Here is an 18724-nt window from a genome sequence, read left to right as displayed (position 1 = left end):
AGGCGGCCTACCGTGGCTCCACCGCAGCCACCCGCTGCCTATCCGGAGAGGACACGATGAAAACCTCGATGCACAGTTCGATCTTGCTGCTCACCCTGGCCGTGGGCGGCCTGACCGCCCTGGCGGCGACCGACGCGCAGGCGCGCGAACGCACCCGCACCCGCACCGCCAGCCATTTGGACGGTGCCCGCAGTGCCGCGGTGAATGCCAGCGCCAGCGGCGCCAACGGCAGCCGGGCGCGGGCGCGCCAGTGGCAGGCCGATGGTCAAGGCAACGCGTCGGGCACTAGCGGTGGCACCGCCAGCGGCGTCAACGGCGGCGCGGCCACGCGCCAGGGCGCCTTCTACCGCAACGCCGACGGCAGCGCCGGCCGCCAGGGCAGCGCCAGCGTCAGCGGCGCCAACGGCGGCAGCGCCAGCAGCAGCGGCAGCGTCGCCAAGAGCGCCGACGGCAGCGTCACCGGCAGCCGCCAGACCAGCGCCACCGCCGCCAACGGCGCCACCTACCAGGGCTCGACCACGGCCGCCGGCGGCAGCGTCAGCCACACCGGTACCTGCACCAATGCCGCCGGCGAGGTCGTGGCCTGCCGTCCGTGACCGCGCGCCGCGGGCGCAGTGAGCGCATGCCCACGGTGACCACCGCCACCGCGCTGCGGCGCCGCGTGCGCCGCAGCGCCTTGGTTCCCCTTTATTTCCGTTTCCCGAGGATCGCCATGAAGATTGTCATCGCCTGTGGAGCGCTGTGCAGCCTGCTGCTGGTCGGTACCGCCGCCGCCCAGACCACGCCAACCGCGCCGACCGCCGCACAGAAACAACAGTTGCAGCAGCGGCTGAAGGCGGCCGACGCCAACGGCGACGGCCTGATCAGCCGCAGCGAGGCCGATGCGTCGCTGCCACGGATCGCCAAGCGCTTCGATGCGCTCGACGGCAACCACGACGGCCAGCTGTCGCCGGACGAACTGCGCGCGGCCATGCAGGCCATGCAGCAGGCCAAGCAGCGCGAGCGCTGAGCCGGCGCCGATGCGCATCTGGTTGCCACTGCTGGTGTTGCCATTGCTGGCGGCGGTCGCCGCGCTGGAAGCCTGGGCCTGGCGCAGGCGCGGCCGCCGCTACGACTGGAAGGCCTACTGGGCCTCGCTCGGCGATGCGCTCGGCCGCATCGTGCTGGGCCTGCTGCTGCAGGGCGGGGTGGTCGGCGCGCTGTTGTACGCGGTCTGGCCGCTGCGGGTGGCGACGGTCGCGATGGACCGGCCCTGGCACTGGCTGGCGCTGTTCCTGGGCCAGGAGCTTTGCTACTACTGGATGCACCGCGCCGATCACCGGGTGCGCTGGTTCTGGCTCACTCATGCGGTGCATCACTCGCCGCAGCAGTACACGCTGGCCAACGCCTACCGGCTGGGCTGGACCGGCAAGCTCACCGGCGCGGCGGCGTGCTTCGCGCCGCTGGCGTGGCTGGGCTTTCCGGTACCGTCCGTGCTCGGCGCGCTGGCGGCGAACCTGTTCTACCAGTTCTGGCTGCATACCGAACTGATCGGGCGCCTGCCGCGGCCGCTCGAGTTCGTGTTCAACACCCCGGCGCACCACCGTGTGCACCACGCCAGCAATCCCGACTACCTGGACTGCAACTACGGCGGGGTGCTGATCCTGTTCGACCGGCTGTTCGGCAGCTTCCGCGCCGAACTGCCCGGGGTGCCGCCCCGCTACGGGCTGACGACCCCGCTGCGCAGCCACAACCCGGTGACCATCGCGTTCCATGCCTGGCCGCCGCTGCTGCGCGACCTGCGCCGCGCCCGCGGCTGGCGGCAGCGCCTGCGGGTGCTGTTCGGTCCGCCCGGCGCGGCAGGGTCCGACGTTGCGGCCGATCCCCCGCGCAGTTAGCGCCGGCCGCTGCGCACCGACGGCCGCCGACGGCCGCGCCGAGGCCCTTGCGGCATGGGCGCGGCGGCCGGTTCCAGGCCCGATCCGGCGCCCCGCCGCGGGGTTTTGCCGCGTCGCCACGGCAAACTCTTGCCCCGCTTGGGTTTTCGCTTTTTGGACTACATTTAGCGTTGACGACGCCGGGGTACCCCACTATCTTGTGGTGGTCGGTTCCGGCGGCCACCAGGCCGCGGGATCAAAAGGGAAGCCGGTGCGGCGCGCGAGCGCTCAGGCCGGCGCTGCCCCGCAGCGGTAATTGGGAACGAACCCGTCACCCGCACTGAGGCGCCCTGCCTTGGGAAGCGACGGGCTAGGACACCGGCCTCGGCCGTCGCCCATAAGCCCGAAGACCTGCCGACAGCCGCGCGATGCACACAGCGCGGCGCCGACCGTTGCATCTCCGGGGGGAGATGGTCGGTGAAGCGGTGACCGCCCGCAGGCTCGCGCCTGCGCCGTCGCGGTCTCTGCGACGCCGCGTCCCCATCCTGCTGATCCGGTCGGACCGCTGCCTGCGAGGGTCGGGCAGCCGGGTGCACCACGCTTGGAGACCTTCATGAGCCAGACCCACAGCCTGCCGGCCGCAGCCCCCCTCGACACCGCCGACGTCGATCCCACGCCTGCCGCCGCCGCCGCGGCGCAGCCCGATGCGGCCGCCAGCGAGCCGAGCAACGACCAGCGCGCCGTGACCTGGATCGTCAAGGACGGCGGCAACCGCCGCATGGCCTTCGACCGCTCGCGCCTGCAGCGCACCCTGGACCGGATCCATGCCGAGTTCCCGCAGCTGGACGTGGCCGACTACGAGCGCAAGGCGTTCGCCTTCGTCGAGAAGAAGGAAAGCCTGTCGGCCGACGACATGGTCGACTACCTGATCCGCGAGGCCGAGTCGCGCGTGGACATCGCCACGCCGGAGTGGGAGTACTTCGCCGCGCGCCTGTACCTGCACCGCCTGTACAAGCGCGCCAGCAAGAACCGCTTCTACGATGCCGGCGAGAAGTACGGCTCCTACGTCGGCCTGCAGGAAAGCCTGGCCGACCGCGGCGTGTACTCGATCGACATCCTCAAGAACTACTCCAAGGACGAGCTGGCCGAAGCCGGCCGGATGATCGACCCGGAGCGCGACAAGCTGTTCGCCTACAACGGCCTGTACCTGCTGGCCACGCGCTACCTGGCCACCGACAACTCGCGCAAGGTCTACGAGCTGCCGCAGGAGCGCTGGCTGACCATCGCGCTGTACCTGATGCAGGACGAAAAGCCCCGTGAGCGGCGCATGCAGCTGGTCGGCGAGGCCTACTGGGCGCTGTCCAACCTGTACATGACCGTGGCCACGCCGACCCTGGCCAACGCCGGCAAGATCGGCGGGCAGCTGTCGAGCTGCTTCATCGACACCGTCGACGACAGCCTGCAGGGCATCTACGACTCCAACACCGACGTGGCGCGCGTGTCCAAGCACGGCGGCGGCGTCGGCGCCTACCTGGGCTACGTGCGTTCGTCCGGCTCGGCGATCCGCGGGGTCAAGAACTCCAGCGGCGGCGTGGTGCCGTGGATCAAGCAGCTCAACAACACCGCGGTGTCGGTGGACCAGCTCGGCCAGCGCAAGGGCGCCATCGCCGTGTACCTGGACATCTGGCACCGCGACATCGAGGCGTTCCTGGACCTGCGCCTGAACAACGGCGACCAGCGCCTGCGCGCGCACGACGTGTTCACCGCGGTGTGCGTGCCGGACATCTTCATGGAAGCGGTGGAGCGCCGCGGCGAGTGGTACCTGTTCGACCCGCACGAGGTGAAGGAGGTCAAGGGCTGGTACCTGCAGGACTTCTTCGACGAGAAGCGCGGCGAAGGCAGCTTCCGCGCCCGCTACGAGGAAGTGGTGGCCGACGAGCGCATCGGTCGCAAGGTGGTCAAGGCCATCGACATGCTCAAGCGGATCATGGTCAGCCAGCTGGAGACCGGCAACCCGTTCATGTTCTATCGCGACGAAGTCAATCGCATGAACCCGAACAAGCACCAGGGCATGGTCTATTCCAGCAACCTGTGCACCGAGATCCTGCAGAACATGAGCCCGACCCGGGTCATCCAGGAGATGATCAGCGGCGACCAGATCGTGACCACCAAGCAGGCCGGCGACTTCGTCGTGTGCAACCTGTCCTCGGTGAACCTGGGCCGTGCGGTCACCGCGCAGCCGGACCTGCTGTCGCCGGACGTGCTGGAGCGGTTGATCCGGGTGCAGGTGCGCATGCTCGACAACGTCATCGACCTCAACGATCTGCCGGTGCCGCAGGCCACCATCACCAACCAGAAGTACCGCGCGATCGGCCTGGGCACCTTCGGCTGGCACCACCTGCTGGCGCAGAAGGGCATCGAGTGGAATTCCAAACAGGCCGAGGACTACTGCGACGAGCTGTACGAGCGCATCAACTACCTGACCATCCAGGCGAGCCTGGCGCTGGCCAAGGAGAAGGGCGCGTACAAGGTGTTCAAGGGCAGCGACTGGCAGAACGGCGAGTACTTCAGCAAGCGCGGCTACGACAGCGCCGAATGGCAGGAACTGGCCGCGCAGGTCAGCATCAACGGCGTGCGCAACGCGTGGATGATCGCGGTGGCGCCGAACATGAGCACCGCGCAGATCGCCGGCTCCACCGCCTCGATCGACCCGATCTACAGCGCGTTCTACTACGAAGAGAAGAAGGACTTCCGCCGGCCGGTGGTGGCGCCGGGCCTGACCGTGGACACCTACCCGTACTACGAGAAGGGCGCCTACCGGGTCGACCAGTTCGCCAGCGTGCGCCAGAACGCGCGCCGCCAGCGCCACGTCGACCAGTCGATCAGCTTCAACTTCTACGTGCCCAGCACCATCCGTGCCAGCACCCTGCTCGACCTGCACATGACCGCGTGGAGGGAAGGCCTGAAGACCACCTACTACGTGCGCTCCAACGACATCGACATCAGCGAATGCGAGTGGTGCTCGAGCTGATCGCCACCCCGTAGCGGCACCCGCGCGCGCATGGCCTCCGCAGGGAACGCCATGCGCCCGCCGCGCCGTCCCGCATCGCCGCGCCGCCCGCCGGCGCCGTTCAACCGACTACCGAATCCGACCATGGCCATCGCGCTCGACCGCATCAAGATCCTCGAACCGATGCATCCCAACCGTTCCACCGGGATCATCAACGGCACCACCAGCGGCATCCTCAACTGGAACGACATCCCGTACCCGTCGTTCTATCGGGCCTACAAGGAACTGTCGACCAACTTCTGGATCCCCGACGAGGTGGACATGAAGGGCGACGCCAAGCAGTACGGCGAGCTGTCGGCGCGCGAGAAGAACGCCTACGACTCGATCATCGGCCTGCTGGCCACGCTGGATTCGCCGCAGACGCGCTTCATCTACAACGTCGCCGAATACATCACCGACCCGGCCGCGCACGCCAACGCGGCGATCATCGGCCAGCAGGAAGTGATCCACAACGAGAGCTACTCGTACGTGCTGGCCTCGATCGCCGGACTGGCCGACCAGAACCGCGTGTTCGAGATCGCGCGCACGCACCCGACCATCATCGCGCGCAACCAGCCGATCATGCAGGCCTACGACGACTTCATGCGCGAGAAGACCGCCGAGACGTTGCTGCGTTCGCTGATCCAGTCCTCGATCCTGGAAGGCATCAACTTCTATTCCGGCTTCGCCTACTTCTACAACCTGGTGCGGCAGAACCGCATGACCGGCACCGGCAAGATCATCAGCTTCATCAACCGCGACGAACTGGCCCACACCAAGTTCATCAGCGAGCTGATCCGCGCCATCATCGGCGAGAACGCCGAGCTGCAGACCAACGAGCTGACCGACTACGTGCACCAGGCGTTCGAGCATGCGATCCGGCTGGAGACCGAGTGGTCCTCGGAAGTGCTCGACGGCATCGAGGGCATCGACGTGGACGAGATGATCCAGTACGTGAAGTACCGCGCCAACAAGATGTCCGGCATGCTCGGCATCGAGAAGCTGTACACCGACGCCAGCGACAACGTGATGCCGTGGATCAAGGCCTACGCGGACAACTTCACCGAGACCAAGACCGACTTCTTCGAGATGCGCAACGCCAGCTACAAGAAGACCAACTCGGACAACGGCTTCGATGATCTGTGAGGAGCCGGGATTGGGGATTCGGGATTAGGGATTCGTAACGGCAACGGCGAACCCGCTTTTCCAATCCCCAATCCCCAATTCCGAATCCCTGCCTCATGCGCCTCCTGCTCGCCTACGCTTCGCTCAGCGGCAACACCCGCGACGTCGCCCGCCGCGTGCATGCGCAGTGCGAGGCCGCCGGGCACCAGGTGACCTGGATCCATACCGACCTGCAGACCCTGCACGGCGTGCTCGGCGACGCCGCGCATGCGGCCGGCTTCGACCTGCACCTGCTCGGCAGCTGGAGCGACAACGCCGGGCGCACCCCGGCGGAGATGAAGCGCTACATCGCCGAATTGGTCGAGGCGACCGGCAAGGCGATCGAGGTGGCCGCGTTCGGCACCGGCGAGACGCAGTGGGGGCTGGAGTACTACTGCGGCGCGGTCAAGCGCATCGCGCGCTTCTTCGACAGCGCCTATCCGCTGCTGGAGATCGAGCAGATGCCGCACGGCGACCGCGATACTGCGGCGATCGACGCCTGGTGCGCGCAGGTGCTGGCGTTGCGCGCCGCGCGGGCGCTGCCGGCAGGCGCCGCGCCGGTGGCCGAGGTCGCCGCTGCCGGGCCCGCATCCGCCAGCGCGGCGGGGTTCGCTTCGATGGCGTTGCCGCTGCACGGCAGCGGCTGACGCTGCATTCGTCCACTCGTTTTTCCTGGCATCGCCGGCGTCGCGCCATCCCGCGCCGGGCTTCCTCCGACATCAGACAAGGTCCCGCTCCATGTTCACCACCATCACCGTCGCCACCGCCGAACAGTTCGCCGACGCCATCGCCGCGCATCCGCGCGTGCTGGCCGATTTCAACAAGGACAACTGCCCCGGCTGCCGCATGCTCGACAAATCGCTGGAACGCTTCGCCGAGAGCGACAGCGCGCAGGGCGTGACCTTGCTCAAGGTGAAGATGGAAGACGTGGGCGAGGACTTCTTCCGCGCCCAGGGCCTGCGCCAGACGCCGACCCTGATGCTGTTCCGACAGGGCGAGGAAGTGGCGCGGGTGCCTGGCTTCGTGCCGCCGGCGAAGATCGACGAAGCGGTGCGCACGCATCTGGGTTGAGTGCGTTCGCCTGCGTGCCGGCCGGCGCATTGCTCTCCTGCAGGAGCGGCTTCAGCCGCGACAGGCTTTCCCGGTAACGCCGGTCGTGGCTGAAGCCGTTCCTACAGGATGTCCTGCGCAGACACCGCCGTCGCGCTTGACCTCAACCACGCTTGAGGTCGTTCACTAGGGACTCCCACACGAGGAGCCACCATGCGCATCACCCATCTCGACCTGCCCTGCCGCGATCCTGCGGCCAGCGTCGCCTTCTATCGCGACGTGCTGCAATTGCCGGTCACGGGCACGCAGGTGCGGATCGGCTGGAGCCGGATCGACCTGCTGGCCGCCGCCGATGTCGGCAGCGTGCATCTGGCCTTCAATCTCCCGCATCCGCGCTTTGCTGCCGCCCGCGCCTGGCTGTCTCGGCGCGTGCCGCTGCTGCGCGATCCGCTGGGCGAATCGCGCTTCACGCTTGGTGCCGCCTGGCAGTCGCAGTCGGCGTACTTCGCCGGGCCCGACGGCGCGGTGCTCGAACTGATCGCACGCAGGCCGTTGCCGGTGCACGCCGTCGCCGCCGGCGCGTTCTCCGCAGCCGAATTGCTGTGCGTCAGCGAGGTCGGATTGCCCAGCGCGCAGGTGTCCGCGGTCGCCGCCGCGGCGCAGGAGCGGATGGGGCTGCGGCCGTTCATGCCGGTGTCCGACGTGTTCGCGCCGCTGGGCGACCACGAAGGCCTGTTGATCGTGGTCGATGCGCAGCGGCGCTGGTTTCCCGAACAACGCCAGCTGCCGTTCGCGCAGGGCGTGCGGGTGGTCGTCGAAGGCGTGCACGGCGGGCAGGTGCTGCGCGATGCGGCGGGATGGGAAGTGGTGTCGCGGTGAGCCTGTCCGCGCGCTCCCACATGAGGTGGCGTGGCGCGCGCCGATCCGCAGCTACCCACGCTTGCCCGCCGCATGCCCCTGCGCCAGCTGCCACAGGTGGCGCACCACCGGCAGCGCCTGCGCGGTGGCCGGCAGCGCCGCCAGCGCCAGCCGTGCCATCGGTACCCGGCCCTCGATGTCCAGGTAGCGCACGCCCGGCAGTTGCACCTGGGTGGTCGAGGCCGGCACCACCGACACGCCGAGCTCGGCGGCGACCAGGTTCACGATCGACGACATCTGCGGCGCTTCCTGCTTGATCTGCAGCTCGAAGCCGGATTGGCGGCAGGCCTCCAGGATCTCGTCGTACAGGCTGGTGCCGAAGCTGCGCGGGAACAGGATGAACGGCTCGCCGGCCAGCGCCGACAGCGGCGCGCGCCGACGCCTGGCCAGGGGGTGCGCGGCCGGCACCGCGATCTTCATCGGCTCGTCGGGAAATTTCAGCAGCTGCAGCTCCGGCGGGGTGACCACGCCATAGCGGATGAAGGCCGCATCCAGGCGGCCCTGCACCAGCGCGGCGAGCAGGCCGGCGGTGTTGGTTTCCTCCAGCGCCAGCGCCACCGCCGGCCAGCCGCGGCGGAAGTTGCGCACCAGCGTCGGCACGATCGGGTTGAATGCGGCCGAGGCGGTGAAGCCCAGCCGCAGCACGCCGCTCTCGCCGCGTGCGGCGCGGCGGGCGGCGTCGCCGGCGCGCTCCAGGTCGGCGAGCACGCGCCGGGCCTCGACCCGGAACGCGCGGCCGGCCTCGGTGAGCTCGGCGCCGCGCGGGGTGCGCAGGAACAGCGGGGTACCCAGTTCCTGTTCCAGCGCACGGATCTGCTGGCTCAGCGGCGGCTGCTGGATGCCCAGCTGCGCCGCGGCGCGGGTGAAATGGCCGGCCTCGGCCACGGCCAGGAAATAGCGCAGATGGCGCAGTTCCATGTCATATCCAGAAGATATGGAGAATGCCTGGATCATATATTGGACACCGGATCGGTGCAGGCAAATACTGGCCGCCCTTTTCGCTGTCCGGCACCGTGACCACTTCCAGCCAATGCCCGCCGCTGCAGGCCGTGGACGATGCGCCGCTGTTGCGCATCCGCCTGGCGCTGTTCCTGGCCGGCTTCGCCACCTTCTCGCTGCTGTACAGCGTGCAGCCGTTGCTGCCGGCGTTCGCGCGCGAGTTTGGGGTCGACGCGGCGACCAGTTCGTTGCCGCTGTCGCTGGCCACCGGCGGCCTGGCGATCGCGATCTTCTGCGCCGGCGCGGTGTCGGAGAACCTCGGCCGGCGCGGGCTGATGTTCGTGTCGATCGCGCTGGCGGCCTTGCTCAACCTGCTCGCCGCCTGCCTGCCGCACTGGGGCGCGCTGGTGGTGGTGCGCGCGCTGTCCGGCGTCGCCCTGGGCGGGGTGCCGGCGGTGGCGATGGTATACCTGGCCGAAGAGTTGCCGGCGACCAGGCTCGGCGCGGCCACCGGCCTGTACGTGGCCGGCAACGCGTTCGGCGGCATGGTCGGGCGCATCGGCATGAGCGTGCTCACCGACCATTTCGACTGGCGCACCGCGCTGGCGGTGTTCTCCGGCATCGACCTGCTGGCCGCGGTCGGCTTCGTGCTGCTATTGCCGCCGTCGCGGCATTTCGTGCGCCGCCGCGGCATCAACCTGCGCTTCCACCTGCAGGCCTGGGGCGGGCATCTGCGCGACCGCTACCTGCCGTGGCTGTTCGCGATCCCGTTCCTGGCGATGGGCGTGTTCGTCAGCGTCTACAACTACGCCGGCTTCCGCCTGGGCGGGCCGGAATTCGGGCTCAGCCAGAGCCAGTTGGGACTGATCTTCAGCGCCTACGTGTTCGGCATCGTGTCTTCGTCGGTGGCCGGCGCGGCCTCGGATCGCTTCGGCCGCGGCCCGGTGGTGCTGGCGGGAATCGCCACCGCGGCGCTCGGCGTGGCGCTGACCATCGCGCACGTGCTGGCGGTGGTCATCGCCGGCATCGTGCTGCTGACCATCGGCTTCTTCATCGCGCACTCGGCGGCCAGCGCCTGGGTCGGCCGCCTCGGCGGGCGCAACAAGGGCCATGCCGCGTCGCTGTACCTGCTCGCCTATTACAGCGGCGCCAGCCTGATCGGTTCGCTCAGCGGCGCCGCCTGGCAGCACGGCGGCTGGAATGCGCTGGCCGGTTGCTGCCTGCTGTTGCTGGGCATCGGCCTGGTCGCCGCGCAGGTGCTGCGCCGCGGCGCCGACGACAGCCGGCCCTACGGCCGCTTCGGCCCGCATCCGCCGCGCGGCGAATAGCCGCACGCCCATTCCTGCGCGGTGCGCGAGCGCCGCCCTTTGCGCTGCCGGAGACACCGCATGCAGATCGACCGCCTCGACCACCTGGTCCTCACCGTCGCCGACATCGACGCCAGCTGCGCGTTCTACACGCGCGTGCTCGGCATGCAGGTGCAGCGCTTCGGCGAAGGCCGCACCGCGCTGGCGTTCGGCCGGCAGAAGATCAACCTGCATGCCGCCGGCCGCGAATTCGAGCCGAAGGCGCGTACGCCCACGCCCGGTTCCGGCGACCTGTGTTTCCTCACCGCAACGCCGCTGGCGCAGGTGCGCGACGAGCTGGAGGCGGCGGCGGTCGCCATCGAAGAGGGCCCGGTGCAGCGCACCGGCGCCACCGGCCCGATCCTGTCGCTGTACTTCCGCGATCCGGACGGCAACCTGATCGAGGTCAGCAACGCGCTGTGAGCGCGGGCGGCACCGCGGCGCCGCCCGCGCGCCGCGTCATTGCACCGAGTAGGTCACCGACAGGCTCACGTTGGCGTAGCCGCCGCTGCCGCCGAGCAGGCGGATGAAATAGCTGTCCGTGGCCGGCAGCGCCAGTTGCACGTTCTGCGTGGTGCCGCTGCGCACCGAACTGTAGTCGGCGTCGCTGCCATCGGCGCTGGGCGCGCGGATGGCGCGCACGTAGAGCTTGAGCTGGCCGCTGCCACCCAGCGTGCGGATCTGCAGGTTGCGCGCGTTGACCGGCACGTCCACGCGGTACAGCGGTCCCTGCCCGGCGCTGGCCGCCAGTTTGCTCAGCGTGCCACGGCCGATGACCACCGCAGTGGCTTCCTCGCCGCCGCCGCTGACGCCGGCGGCGCGCGCCACGGCCTTGTTGGCGTTGAGGATGCCGGCGCCGATGCGCAGCGTCGGCTTGACCGGAAACACGTTGGAGGTCTGGGTCAGGATGTCGCGCATCTGCGCCGGGGTGGGGATCGGGCGATTGGCGTTCAGTGCCGCACTGATCGCCAGCGCGGCCACGCCGGCCACGTGCGGGGACGCCATCGAGGTGCCGCTGTAGCCCGCATAGACCGGTTGTCCCGGGCCGTGCGCGCCGTCGTTGAGGGTGGACCAGACCAGGCCCGTGCGCACCGTGGTGCCGCTCGAGGCGTCGTTCGGGTAGACGCCGCCGCCCGGCGCCGACAGCGTGATGGTGTTGCCGTAGTTGGAATAGAAGGCGCGGCCGCCGGTGATGCCGGTGGCCGCCACGTTGATCACGCCAGGGCAACTGGCCGGGGTGGACGCCGCCGCGTCTGCGCTGTCGTTGCCGGCCGCCACCACCACCACGCTGCCGCGCGCGATCGCGGCGGCGATGGCCTGGGCGGTCACGGTGTCCTGCGAACACGCGCCGCTGCCGCCCAGGCTCATGTTGATGACCTCGGCCGGATTCTGGTTGTCCGGCACGCCGTCGACGTGGCCGCCGGAGGCCCAGACGATGGCGTCGGCGATGTCGGCGGTGCTGCCGCCGCAATGGCCGAGCGCGCGGATCGGCAGGATCTTGGCCTTCGGCGCGATGCCGGCCATGCCCAGGCCGTTATTGGTCAGCATGGCGATGGTGCCGGACACGTGGGTGCCGTGCCAGGAACTGTCGGTCTGCTCCCACTCCTGCGCGCAGCCGCCGTTGGCGACCAGGAACCTGTCCTCGCTGGTCCAGTCGCCGGTGTCCCAGCCACCGGCCACGCGCCCGTCGCTGGCGCGGCCGGAGACGAAGCCGTTGCTGATGAAGTCGTAGCCGGCATTGGCCAGCGAGGTGTCCAGGTCCGGATGCGCGGTGATGCCGGTGTCGATCACCGCCACCACCACGCCGTTGCCGTCGCCGTACTGCCAGGCGGGCAGCAGGTCGATACCGCCGCGGTTGGCGTAGCCGGTCGTGTCGGGGGCCAGCGTTTCCAGGTGGCCGTCGGGCGTGCGCAGGTGCCATTGCACCTCGAAGCCGGGATCGTTGGGCGCGGCGACCGCGCTGGCGCTGGCCTGGGTGGCGCTGCGTACCGGCTTGAGCATGAGGTTGGGCTCGACGTGCGCCACCGACGGATCCGCGGCGAGGCTGGCCATCAGCGTTTCCAACTGGGTCTGGCTCAAGGCGCGGCTGGGCCGCACCAGGTCGGCACCGGTGCCGAGCCGGCGCACCCGGCGCAGCGCGGGCGCGCTTTGCCGGTAGCTGCGCGACCACGCATTCGCAGTGCCGGGAGCGGCCATGATCCTGTCGAGCCGGGCGGCGGCCGCGGCGGTATCGCGGCGCTCGCTGCTGCCATCGCGGTAGGTCACGATCAGGCCGTCGTAGACCTTGGACTGGCCAGGCACGCCGGCGTCGAGCACGGAGAAGCGCGGCGCGGTCTGCGCGTGGGCGGTGGAGGCGAGCGCCAGGCTCAGCGACAGGGCCAGCAGGCTGCGGGGAAGCGACGGGACGGTGGTCATGTGTGTCTCTCTGCGAGGAGGGTGATGAGGAGCGCCGGCCGCGCAGTGCGGCAGGCCGGCGGAAAACGCTGCGTGGGGGTGCGGCCGGCGCGCCGCCGCGGCGTCACCAGCTGAAGCCGGCGCCGGCGGAAACGCTCTTGTCGTTGCCGGAGAACGCGCCGCCGAGCGAGACGCTGGCGCGGTTGCCGATCGCGCGCTGGTAGCCCACCGCCAGCGCGCTCTCGCCGCCTTGCGAGCCGACACCGACACCCACGCGGTTGGCGCCGGCCAGCCCCGAGGTGTTGACCGCCATGCCGGCATAGGCGGCACTCATCGCGCCCATGCGGTCGATGCGCCGGTCCACGTCGTGGAAGCGGCGATCGGTGTCGCTGCGCAGCGTGGTCAGGTTGTCGTCCCAGCCCGACAGGCGGCTGTCGGTGTAGGCGTTGGCGCTGCTCAGCGTGGCGCTGTCGCCGGCCTGCATCTGGCTGACGTTCACCGCATCGGTGGCGGCAGTGCCGGCGGCCACGTTGGTCACCTGGCGCGCGTTGCCGGCGCTGCCCACCGAGACGGTGTTGGCGCGGGTCGCGCTGGAGTTGCGGCCCAGCGCCACCGCGTTGTCGGCCGAGACCGAGGCGCCCTGGCCAAGTGCGGTGCCGGACGCGGCGGTGACCGCGGCGCTCTCGCCGACCGCCACGGCATTGGTGGCGCTCGCGCTGATGCTGGCATTGGCGCCGACCGCGGTGCTGCCGTCGGCGTTGACCCGCGCGTTGCCGCCCAGCGCGGTGTCGTTGGGACCGTAGGCCAGGGCATTGGCGCCCATCGCGGTGCCGTTCTCGCCGTTGGCGGTGGCGCCGGCGCCAGCGGCCACCGCATTGGTGCCCGCTCCGACGCTGGCATTGGCGCTGCCCGCGCTACCGCCAGTGCCCACCGCGACGCCGCCGCTGCCGCTGCCGCCCTGGGCAAGATGGCCGACGCGGGTGTCCAGTGCCGTCAACGCGCCATCCAGCGCCGACACCGCCGAACCCACATTGGCGTAGGCGGTGCCCTGGACCAGATAGACGCCGCCGCCCAGGCTGCCGTCGCTGCCCACCACGCTGCCGGCGCCCAGGATGCTGGCGATGCTGCGCAGCTGCAGTACGTTGACCGCGTCGGTGTCGGCGGTACCGGCGGCGACATGGGTCAGCTGGCGCGCCGCGCCCTCGCTGCCGAAGGCGACGCTGTTGTCGCGGTCGGCGACCGAACCGGCGCCGATGGCCACGCTGTTGGCAGCGGTCGCCGCGCTGTTGTAGCCCAGTGCGACGGTGTTGGCGGCCAGCGCGGTGGCGCCGCTGCCGAGCGCGGTGGCGCCGGCGCCGTTGGCGCTGGCGATGCTGCCGAAGGCGCTGGCGTCGTCGCCGTCGGCGAACGACTGGGCGCCGACCGCGACGGCATTGCTGCTGGTGGCCAGCGCCTGCGCGCCCAGCGCGATGCTGTACAGCGCGTCGGCATGGCTGTCGAAGCCCAGCGCGGTGCCGTAGTCGGACAGCGCCCAGGCGCCGGCGCCGACGGTGACCCCGCCCAGGCCGTTGGCTTGCGCCGGGATGCCGCCGTTGCTGGCGCCGATCACCACGCTTTGCTGGCCGGCCGCCGAGGCGGCGTCGCCGATGGCGATGCTGCCATTGGCCGCGGCCGAGGCGCCGTACCCCATCGCGATGCCGAAGAACCCCGCGGCCGAGCTCCAGCCGCCGTGGGCGATCGCGCCGATGCCGGTGGCGCTGGCGGCATAGCCGATGGCGCTGGCCTGCTGCGCTTCGGCCCGTGCCGAGCCGCCGATGGCCAGGCTGTCCTGCCCCAATGCGGCGGAGGTGGCGCCGAGCGCGGTGGCGCCGGTGCCGCTGGAGGCGCTGTTCCAGCCGATCGCCACCGTGGTCGACGCGGAGGCATTGGCGGCGGTGCCGAGCGCGAGCGCGCCGAACCCGGTGCTCTGCGCGCCGGCCGAGTCGCCGTAGGTGCTGCCGAAGAAGCTGCCGCCGATCGCGATCGCCGAGGTGCCGCTGGCCACCGCGCCGTCGCCCATCGCGATGGCCGCGCTGTCGGAGGCGGTGCTGTGGTGGCCGATGGCGATGGCGAAGGCCCCGGACGCATCGGAGCGCGCGCCCATCGCCACCGCGCGCAGGCCGGCGGCGCTGGCGCTGTCGGTGCCGTCGTTCAGGCCCTCGGCGAGGAAGTAGTTCAGCGTGTTCTGGCTGCCGGGCTGGACCGGTTGCACCGGGTCGTCTGCGGCGCTGTCTGCGGCGGCGGTCGCGTCGCTGGCCTGCGTGGCCGGCGTCGCCTGTGCGGAACTGGCGCCGGCGGCCGGCGCATCGGTGGCGAAGGCGGCCAACGGCGCCAGGGCGAGCAGCACCGCAGCGGTCAACAGACCGTAAGACAGCGGCGGCAACATGCGAGCGTGGGCGAGCGTCTGGCGCGAACGCGCCGGGGCGGGCAGAAGAGGCATGGTCGGATCCAGGGCTGAGGCCGGCGCGCGGGGGCGTTCCGGCGATGGGTTTAGCCCCGATTAAGGCGGCAGCCCGGCGTCGCTTCAATGCACGCAAATTCACGGCAACCTCACGATAGACTCACCGACATGGGAGTCAGGCCGCGACACGCATCTCAGATTCCGGCATTCGCCCTGGGCGCGCGGGTGTGGCGGCGCGCGTCGGCCTGGTTGCGCCGGGTGCCGATCGCCGACCCGGTGGACCGGCGCAACGCGCCCGCGCTGCAGGTGCTGTTCCTGTTCCTGGGCAGCGAGATCCCGCTCAACAAGCTCTACCACCTGCTGACCGCGCCGCAGATCCAGATGACCGCCGGGCAGCTGGCGGTGGATGTGGGCACCGACGTGGCGATGGCCACGGCCGCCTGGGTCGGAGTCTGGATGATTCGCCGCGGCCTGCTGAAACAGGCCGCCGCCGCGTTCGTCGCCGTGGTGCTGTGTTCCGCGGTGGCCGCCAACCTGGCGTTCGGCTACCAGCTGCAGGCCTTCGACCCCTACCCGATGATGATGCTGACGCTGGCGGCGCTGGTGATCGGGCGGCGCGCGCTGTGGTCGGTGTACCTGTGCATCACGCTGATCTTCTGGCTGGGCATGGAGAGCCCGTGGGGCCAGGATCCGCACGCCACGCGCAGTCCGTTCCAGAACCTGCCGTCGCTGGCGCTGAGCTACCTGATGATCACCCTGGTGCTCGACCGCACCGTCGCCGCGTTGCGCGAGAGCCTGTTGCGCGCACGCCGCAACGCGGCGCGGCTGCGCGTGGAGATGCGCGAACGCGCGCAGGCGCAGCAGCGGCTGTTGCACCTGCAGAAGATCGAGTCGGTCGGGCACCTGGCCAGCGGGGTGTCGCACGACTTCAACAACATCCTCGCCGCGATCGTCGGCTACACCGAGCAGCGCCATCGCGTGCACGAGCTGGACTTCGAGCCGCACGGCGACGCGCTGGCGATGGCCGAGGCGCTGGAGGGCATCGAACTGGCCGCGCAGCGCGGCGTGGCGATCAGCCGCAAGTTGCTCAGCTTCAGCCGGCGCGAACTGAGCGTGCCCGAGCGCTTCGACGCCAACGAGGCCTTGCGCGGCATCCAGCCGATGTTGCGGCAGCTGTTCGGGCCGGCGGTGCGGCTGCAACTGGAACTGGCGCCCGAACCGATGGCGCTGTTCCTGGACCGCAGCCAGCTCGACCTGGCGATGCTCAACTTCGCCGCCAACGCGCGCGATGCGATGCCGGGCGGCGGCTGTTTCTCGGTGCGCCTGCAGCGCGAAGGCGCGTGCGCGCGCATCGAGATCGCCGATACCGGCATCGGCATGAGCGCGGACGTGCAGCGGCAGGTGTTCGAGCCGTTCTTCACCACCAAGCCGGCCGGGCAGGGCACCGGGCTGGGGCTGGCGGTGGCCTTCGAGATGGCGCAGCAGGCGCGCGGCAGCCTGGAGGTGCACAGCGCGCCGGGCGCGGGCACGCGCTTCGTGCTGCGCCTGCCGCTGGCCGCCGCGCTCAGCGCTCCTGCGGCATGAACAGGTAGCCTTCGCCGCGCACCGACTTCAGCGGCAGCGGCGCGCCGGTGCGCTCCTGCACCTTCAGGCGCAACCGGTGCAGCAGCGCGTCCAGCCGATGCGGGTCGATCTCCATGCCGAGGTTGCCGCCGAGCATGCCGACCAGCGCGTCGCGGGTGACCAGCCGACCGCGCGCGCTCCACAGGCTTTGCATCACCTTGCGCTCGGAGCCGGTCAAGGGCACGGCGTTGCCGTCGGGCGCGAACAGGCACCAGCCATCGTCCTGCAGTTGCCATTCCTCGCTCGCGGCCGGTTGCGGATCCTGCAGGCGGCGCATGCGCCGGGCCACGCTGAACAAGGTGGCGGCCAGGATCTCGATCTGCACCGGCTTGACCAGATAGGCGTCGGCGCCTTGGTTGAGGCCGCGCAACAGATCGGGGTGCTCGCCGCGCCCGCTCAGGATGACGATGCCCAGTGCCGGCCGCAGCGACTGCAACTGCTGGGTCAGGGTGAAGCCATCGCCGTCCGGCAGGCCGATGTCGAGCACGATCAGGTCGAAACCGTCGCCGTCCAGCGCCGTCCACAGCGCCTGGATGGTGCGCAGCGGCGTCACCTCCAGGCCGTGCCGCCGCAGTCCTGGCACCAGGACCCGGTCGCGCAACAGATCGTCGTCCTCCAGCAACGCCACCCGCAGCGCGGCGTTGGCGGTGGAGGCGGTCGGCAGGCCACTGGAATCGGAAAGTCTGCTCACGACGCGGGATCGGGTAAGAGGCGGCATTCCCCGCGGCCGCAGCGTGCGGCGGCGAGGAAGGTCCGGCGTCATGCGGCCTGCAACCGGCGCATTCCGTGGAGTCCCGACAGTAGCCAGTTTCCGCAGCGCTTTCAATGCGCGGCGCCGTGCACCGGCCGCGCTGCGCCGCCGCGCCGATGAATGCGGCGCGCATGCGCCGTCGTTGCCGCGTGCTTGCGTTGCCGCGTAGAGCACCCAAGATAGGCGGCATCGCCGCGTTTTTCGGAAATCCCCTTGCATGCGCCTGCCGACCGCTGCCCCGCCACCACCTGCGCTGTTGTCGACGCGGCGGGAGCGGCGCGATGAATGATCCGTTGCAGGCAGCCGATCCGCGCGCCGATACCGCCCCCGTTGCGTCGCTGGAAGCCTTCGTCGCGCGCCACCGGCGCCTGTTCGTGCTGACCGGCGCCGGTTGCAGCACCGATTCGGGCATTCCCGACTACCGCGACGCCGCCGGCGACTGGAAGCGCGCGCAGCCGGTCACCTACCAGGCGTTCATGGGCGAACTGGCGACGCGGCAGCGTTACTGGGCGCGCAGCCTGGTCGGCTGGCCGCGCTTCGGCCATGCGCGGCCCAACGCCACGCACGCGGCCCTGGCGCAGCTGGAAGCGTGCGGCCAGGTCGAGGTGCTGCTGACCCAGAACGTGGACCGCCTGCACCAGGCCGCCGGCAGCCGCGCGGTGATCGACCTGCATGGACGCCTGGACGTGGTGCGCTGCATGGGCTGCGAACGGCGCCTACCGCGCGAGGACTTCCAGCAGCAGCTGCTGCAGGGCAATCCGCACTGGGCGACGCTGCAGGCCGGGCAGGCGCCGGACGGCGACGCCGACCTGGAGGACGTGGATTTCGCCGCCTTCGCGGTGCCGGCCTGCACCCGCTGCGGCGGCGTGCTGAAGCCGGACGTGGTGTTCTTCGGCGAGAACGTGCCGCGCGAGCGCGTGGCCGCGGCGTTCGCGCACCTGCAGCAGGCCGACGCGATGCTGGTGCTGGGTTCGTCGCTGATGGTGTATTCCGGGTTCCGCTTCGTGCAGGCCGCGGCCAAGGCCGGCGTGCCGATCGCCGCGGTCAACCTGGGCCGCACCCGCGGCGACGACGTGCTGAGCCTGAAGCTGGCCCAGCCCTGCGCGCAGGCGCTGGCGTTCCTGCTGCCGCGCGCGGCCGCGTAGCGGGCGCGGCGCAGCGCGTTTCGAATCCTGACACGAACTGATCCATCGG

Annotated in this window: 16 protein-coding genes and 1 riboswitch; of the genes, 12 read left to right on the top strand and 4 right to left on the bottom strand. The window is 70.6% G+C overall.

Features of this window, described 5'->3' with window-relative positions:
* Positions 1-56 precede the first annotated feature (56 nt).
* From AB3X10_RS21885 to AB3X10_RS21850, 8 genes are all read left to right on the top strand, one after another.
* Entirely contained in the window at positions 57-596 is a 540-nt protein-coding gene (locus AB3X10_RS21885; protein WP_369977517.1) for a hypothetical protein, read from the top strand.
* A 116-nt stretch (positions 597-712) separates the two neighbouring features.
* Complete coding sequence (locus AB3X10_RS21880) at positions 713-1009, top strand: hypothetical protein (protein ID WP_369977515.1); 297 nt, start codon at positions 713-715, stop codon at positions 1007-1009.
* Between the two features lie 10 nt (positions 1010-1019).
* The gene (locus AB3X10_RS21875; protein WP_369977513.1) at positions 1020-1877 is read left to right on the top strand and encodes a sterol desaturase family protein; all 858 of its coding nucleotides are present in this window, start codon (positions 1020-1022) and stop codon (positions 1875-1877) included.
* A 190-nt stretch (positions 1878-2067) separates the two neighbouring features.
* Positions 2068-2290, top strand: a riboswitch (cobalamin riboswitch).
* Positions 2291-2469: 179 nt separating this feature from the next.
* Entirely contained in the window at positions 2470-4887 is a 2418-nt protein-coding gene (locus AB3X10_RS21870) for a ribonucleoside-diphosphate reductase subunit alpha (protein WP_369977511.1), read from the top strand.
* Between the two features lie 123 nt (positions 4888-5010).
* Positions 5011-6051: a ribonucleotide-diphosphate reductase subunit beta gene (locus AB3X10_RS21865; protein ID WP_145703830.1), complete on the top strand. Its 1041-nt coding sequence runs from the start codon at positions 5011-5013 to the stop codon at positions 6049-6051.
* A gap of 95 nt (positions 6052-6146) precedes the next feature.
* Positions 6147-6716: a flavodoxin gene (locus AB3X10_RS21860; RefSeq protein WP_369977509.1), complete on the top strand. Its 570-nt coding sequence runs from the start codon at positions 6147-6149 to the stop codon at positions 6714-6716.
* A 91-nt stretch (positions 6717-6807) separates the two neighbouring features.
* Entirely contained in the window at positions 6808-7140 is a 333-nt protein-coding gene (locus AB3X10_RS21855; RefSeq protein ID WP_369977507.1) for a thioredoxin family protein, read from the top strand.
* Positions 7141-7332: 192 nt separating this feature from the next.
* Positions 7333-7998 carry a VOC family protein gene (locus tag AB3X10_RS21850; protein ID WP_369977505.1) on the top strand — a complete coding sequence of 222 codons (666 nt, stop codon included), beginning with the start codon at positions 7333-7335 and terminating at the stop codon, positions 7996-7998.
* 51 nt (positions 7999-8049) lie between these two features.
* Here the strand turns inward: AB3X10_RS21850 and AB3X10_RS21845 are convergent, their stop codons facing one another.
* Positions 8050-8955, bottom strand: coding sequence for a LysR family transcriptional regulator (locus AB3X10_RS21845; RefSeq protein ID WP_369977503.1), 906 nt, complete (start codon positions 8953-8955; stop codon positions 8050-8052).
* Positions 8956-9050: 95 nt separating this feature from the next.
* On the opposite strand from AB3X10_RS21845, the gene AB3X10_RS21840 reads away from it, so the two are divergent.
* Positions 9051-10304 (top strand): MFS transporter, encoded by a 1254-nt coding sequence (locus AB3X10_RS21840; protein ID WP_369977501.1) that lies wholly within the window; start codon positions 9051-9053, stop codon positions 10302-10304.
* Between the two features lie 60 nt (positions 10305-10364).
* Entirely contained in the window at positions 10365-10745 is a 381-nt protein-coding gene (locus AB3X10_RS21835) for a VOC family protein (RefSeq protein ID WP_369977499.1), read from the top strand.
* Positions 10746-10781: 36 nt separating this feature from the next.
* Here AB3X10_RS21835 and AB3X10_RS21830 read toward each other — a convergent pair whose 3' ends face one another.
* Positions 10782-12737 (bottom strand): S8 family serine peptidase, encoded by a 1956-nt coding sequence (locus AB3X10_RS21830; RefSeq protein ID WP_369977497.1) that lies wholly within the window; start codon positions 12735-12737, stop codon positions 10782-10784.
* A gap of 103 nt (positions 12738-12840) precedes the next feature.
* On the bottom strand, positions 12841-15195 hold the full coding sequence (locus tag AB3X10_RS21825) for a YadA family autotransporter adhesin (protein WP_369977495.1): 2355 nt from the start codon (positions 15193-15195) through the stop codon (positions 12841-12843).
* A gap of 219 nt (positions 15196-15414) precedes the next feature.
* On the opposite strand from AB3X10_RS21825, the gene AB3X10_RS21820 reads away from it, so the two are divergent.
* Positions 15415-16740, top strand: coding sequence for a sensor histidine kinase (locus tag AB3X10_RS21820; protein WP_369977493.1), 1326 nt, complete (start codon positions 15415-15417; stop codon positions 16738-16740).
* Here AB3X10_RS21820 and AB3X10_RS21815 read toward each other — a convergent pair.
* Positions 16721-17470, bottom strand: coding sequence for a response regulator transcription factor (locus AB3X10_RS21815; RefSeq protein ID WP_369977491.1), 750 nt, complete (start codon positions 17468-17470; stop codon positions 16721-16723). The genes AB3X10_RS21820 and AB3X10_RS21815 overlap by 20 nt on opposite strands.
* A gap of 341 nt (positions 17471-17811) precedes the next feature.
* Here AB3X10_RS21815 and AB3X10_RS21810 point away from each other — a divergent pair, with 341 nt between their 5' ends.
* Positions 17812-18675, top strand: coding sequence for an NAD-dependent protein deacetylase (locus tag AB3X10_RS21810; protein ID WP_369977489.1), 864 nt, complete (start codon positions 17812-17814; stop codon positions 18673-18675).
* Positions 18676-18724: the final 49 nt, after the last annotated feature.

This window comes from Xanthomonas sp. DAR 80977 (genome assembly GCF_041240605.1).
Lineage (GTDB): Bacteria > Pseudomonadota > Gammaproteobacteria > Xanthomonadales > Xanthomonadaceae > Xanthomonas_A > Xanthomonas_A bundabergensis.
Note: the sequence above shows the minus strand (reverse complement) of the source record. Positions and strands in the feature narration are given on the sequence as shown.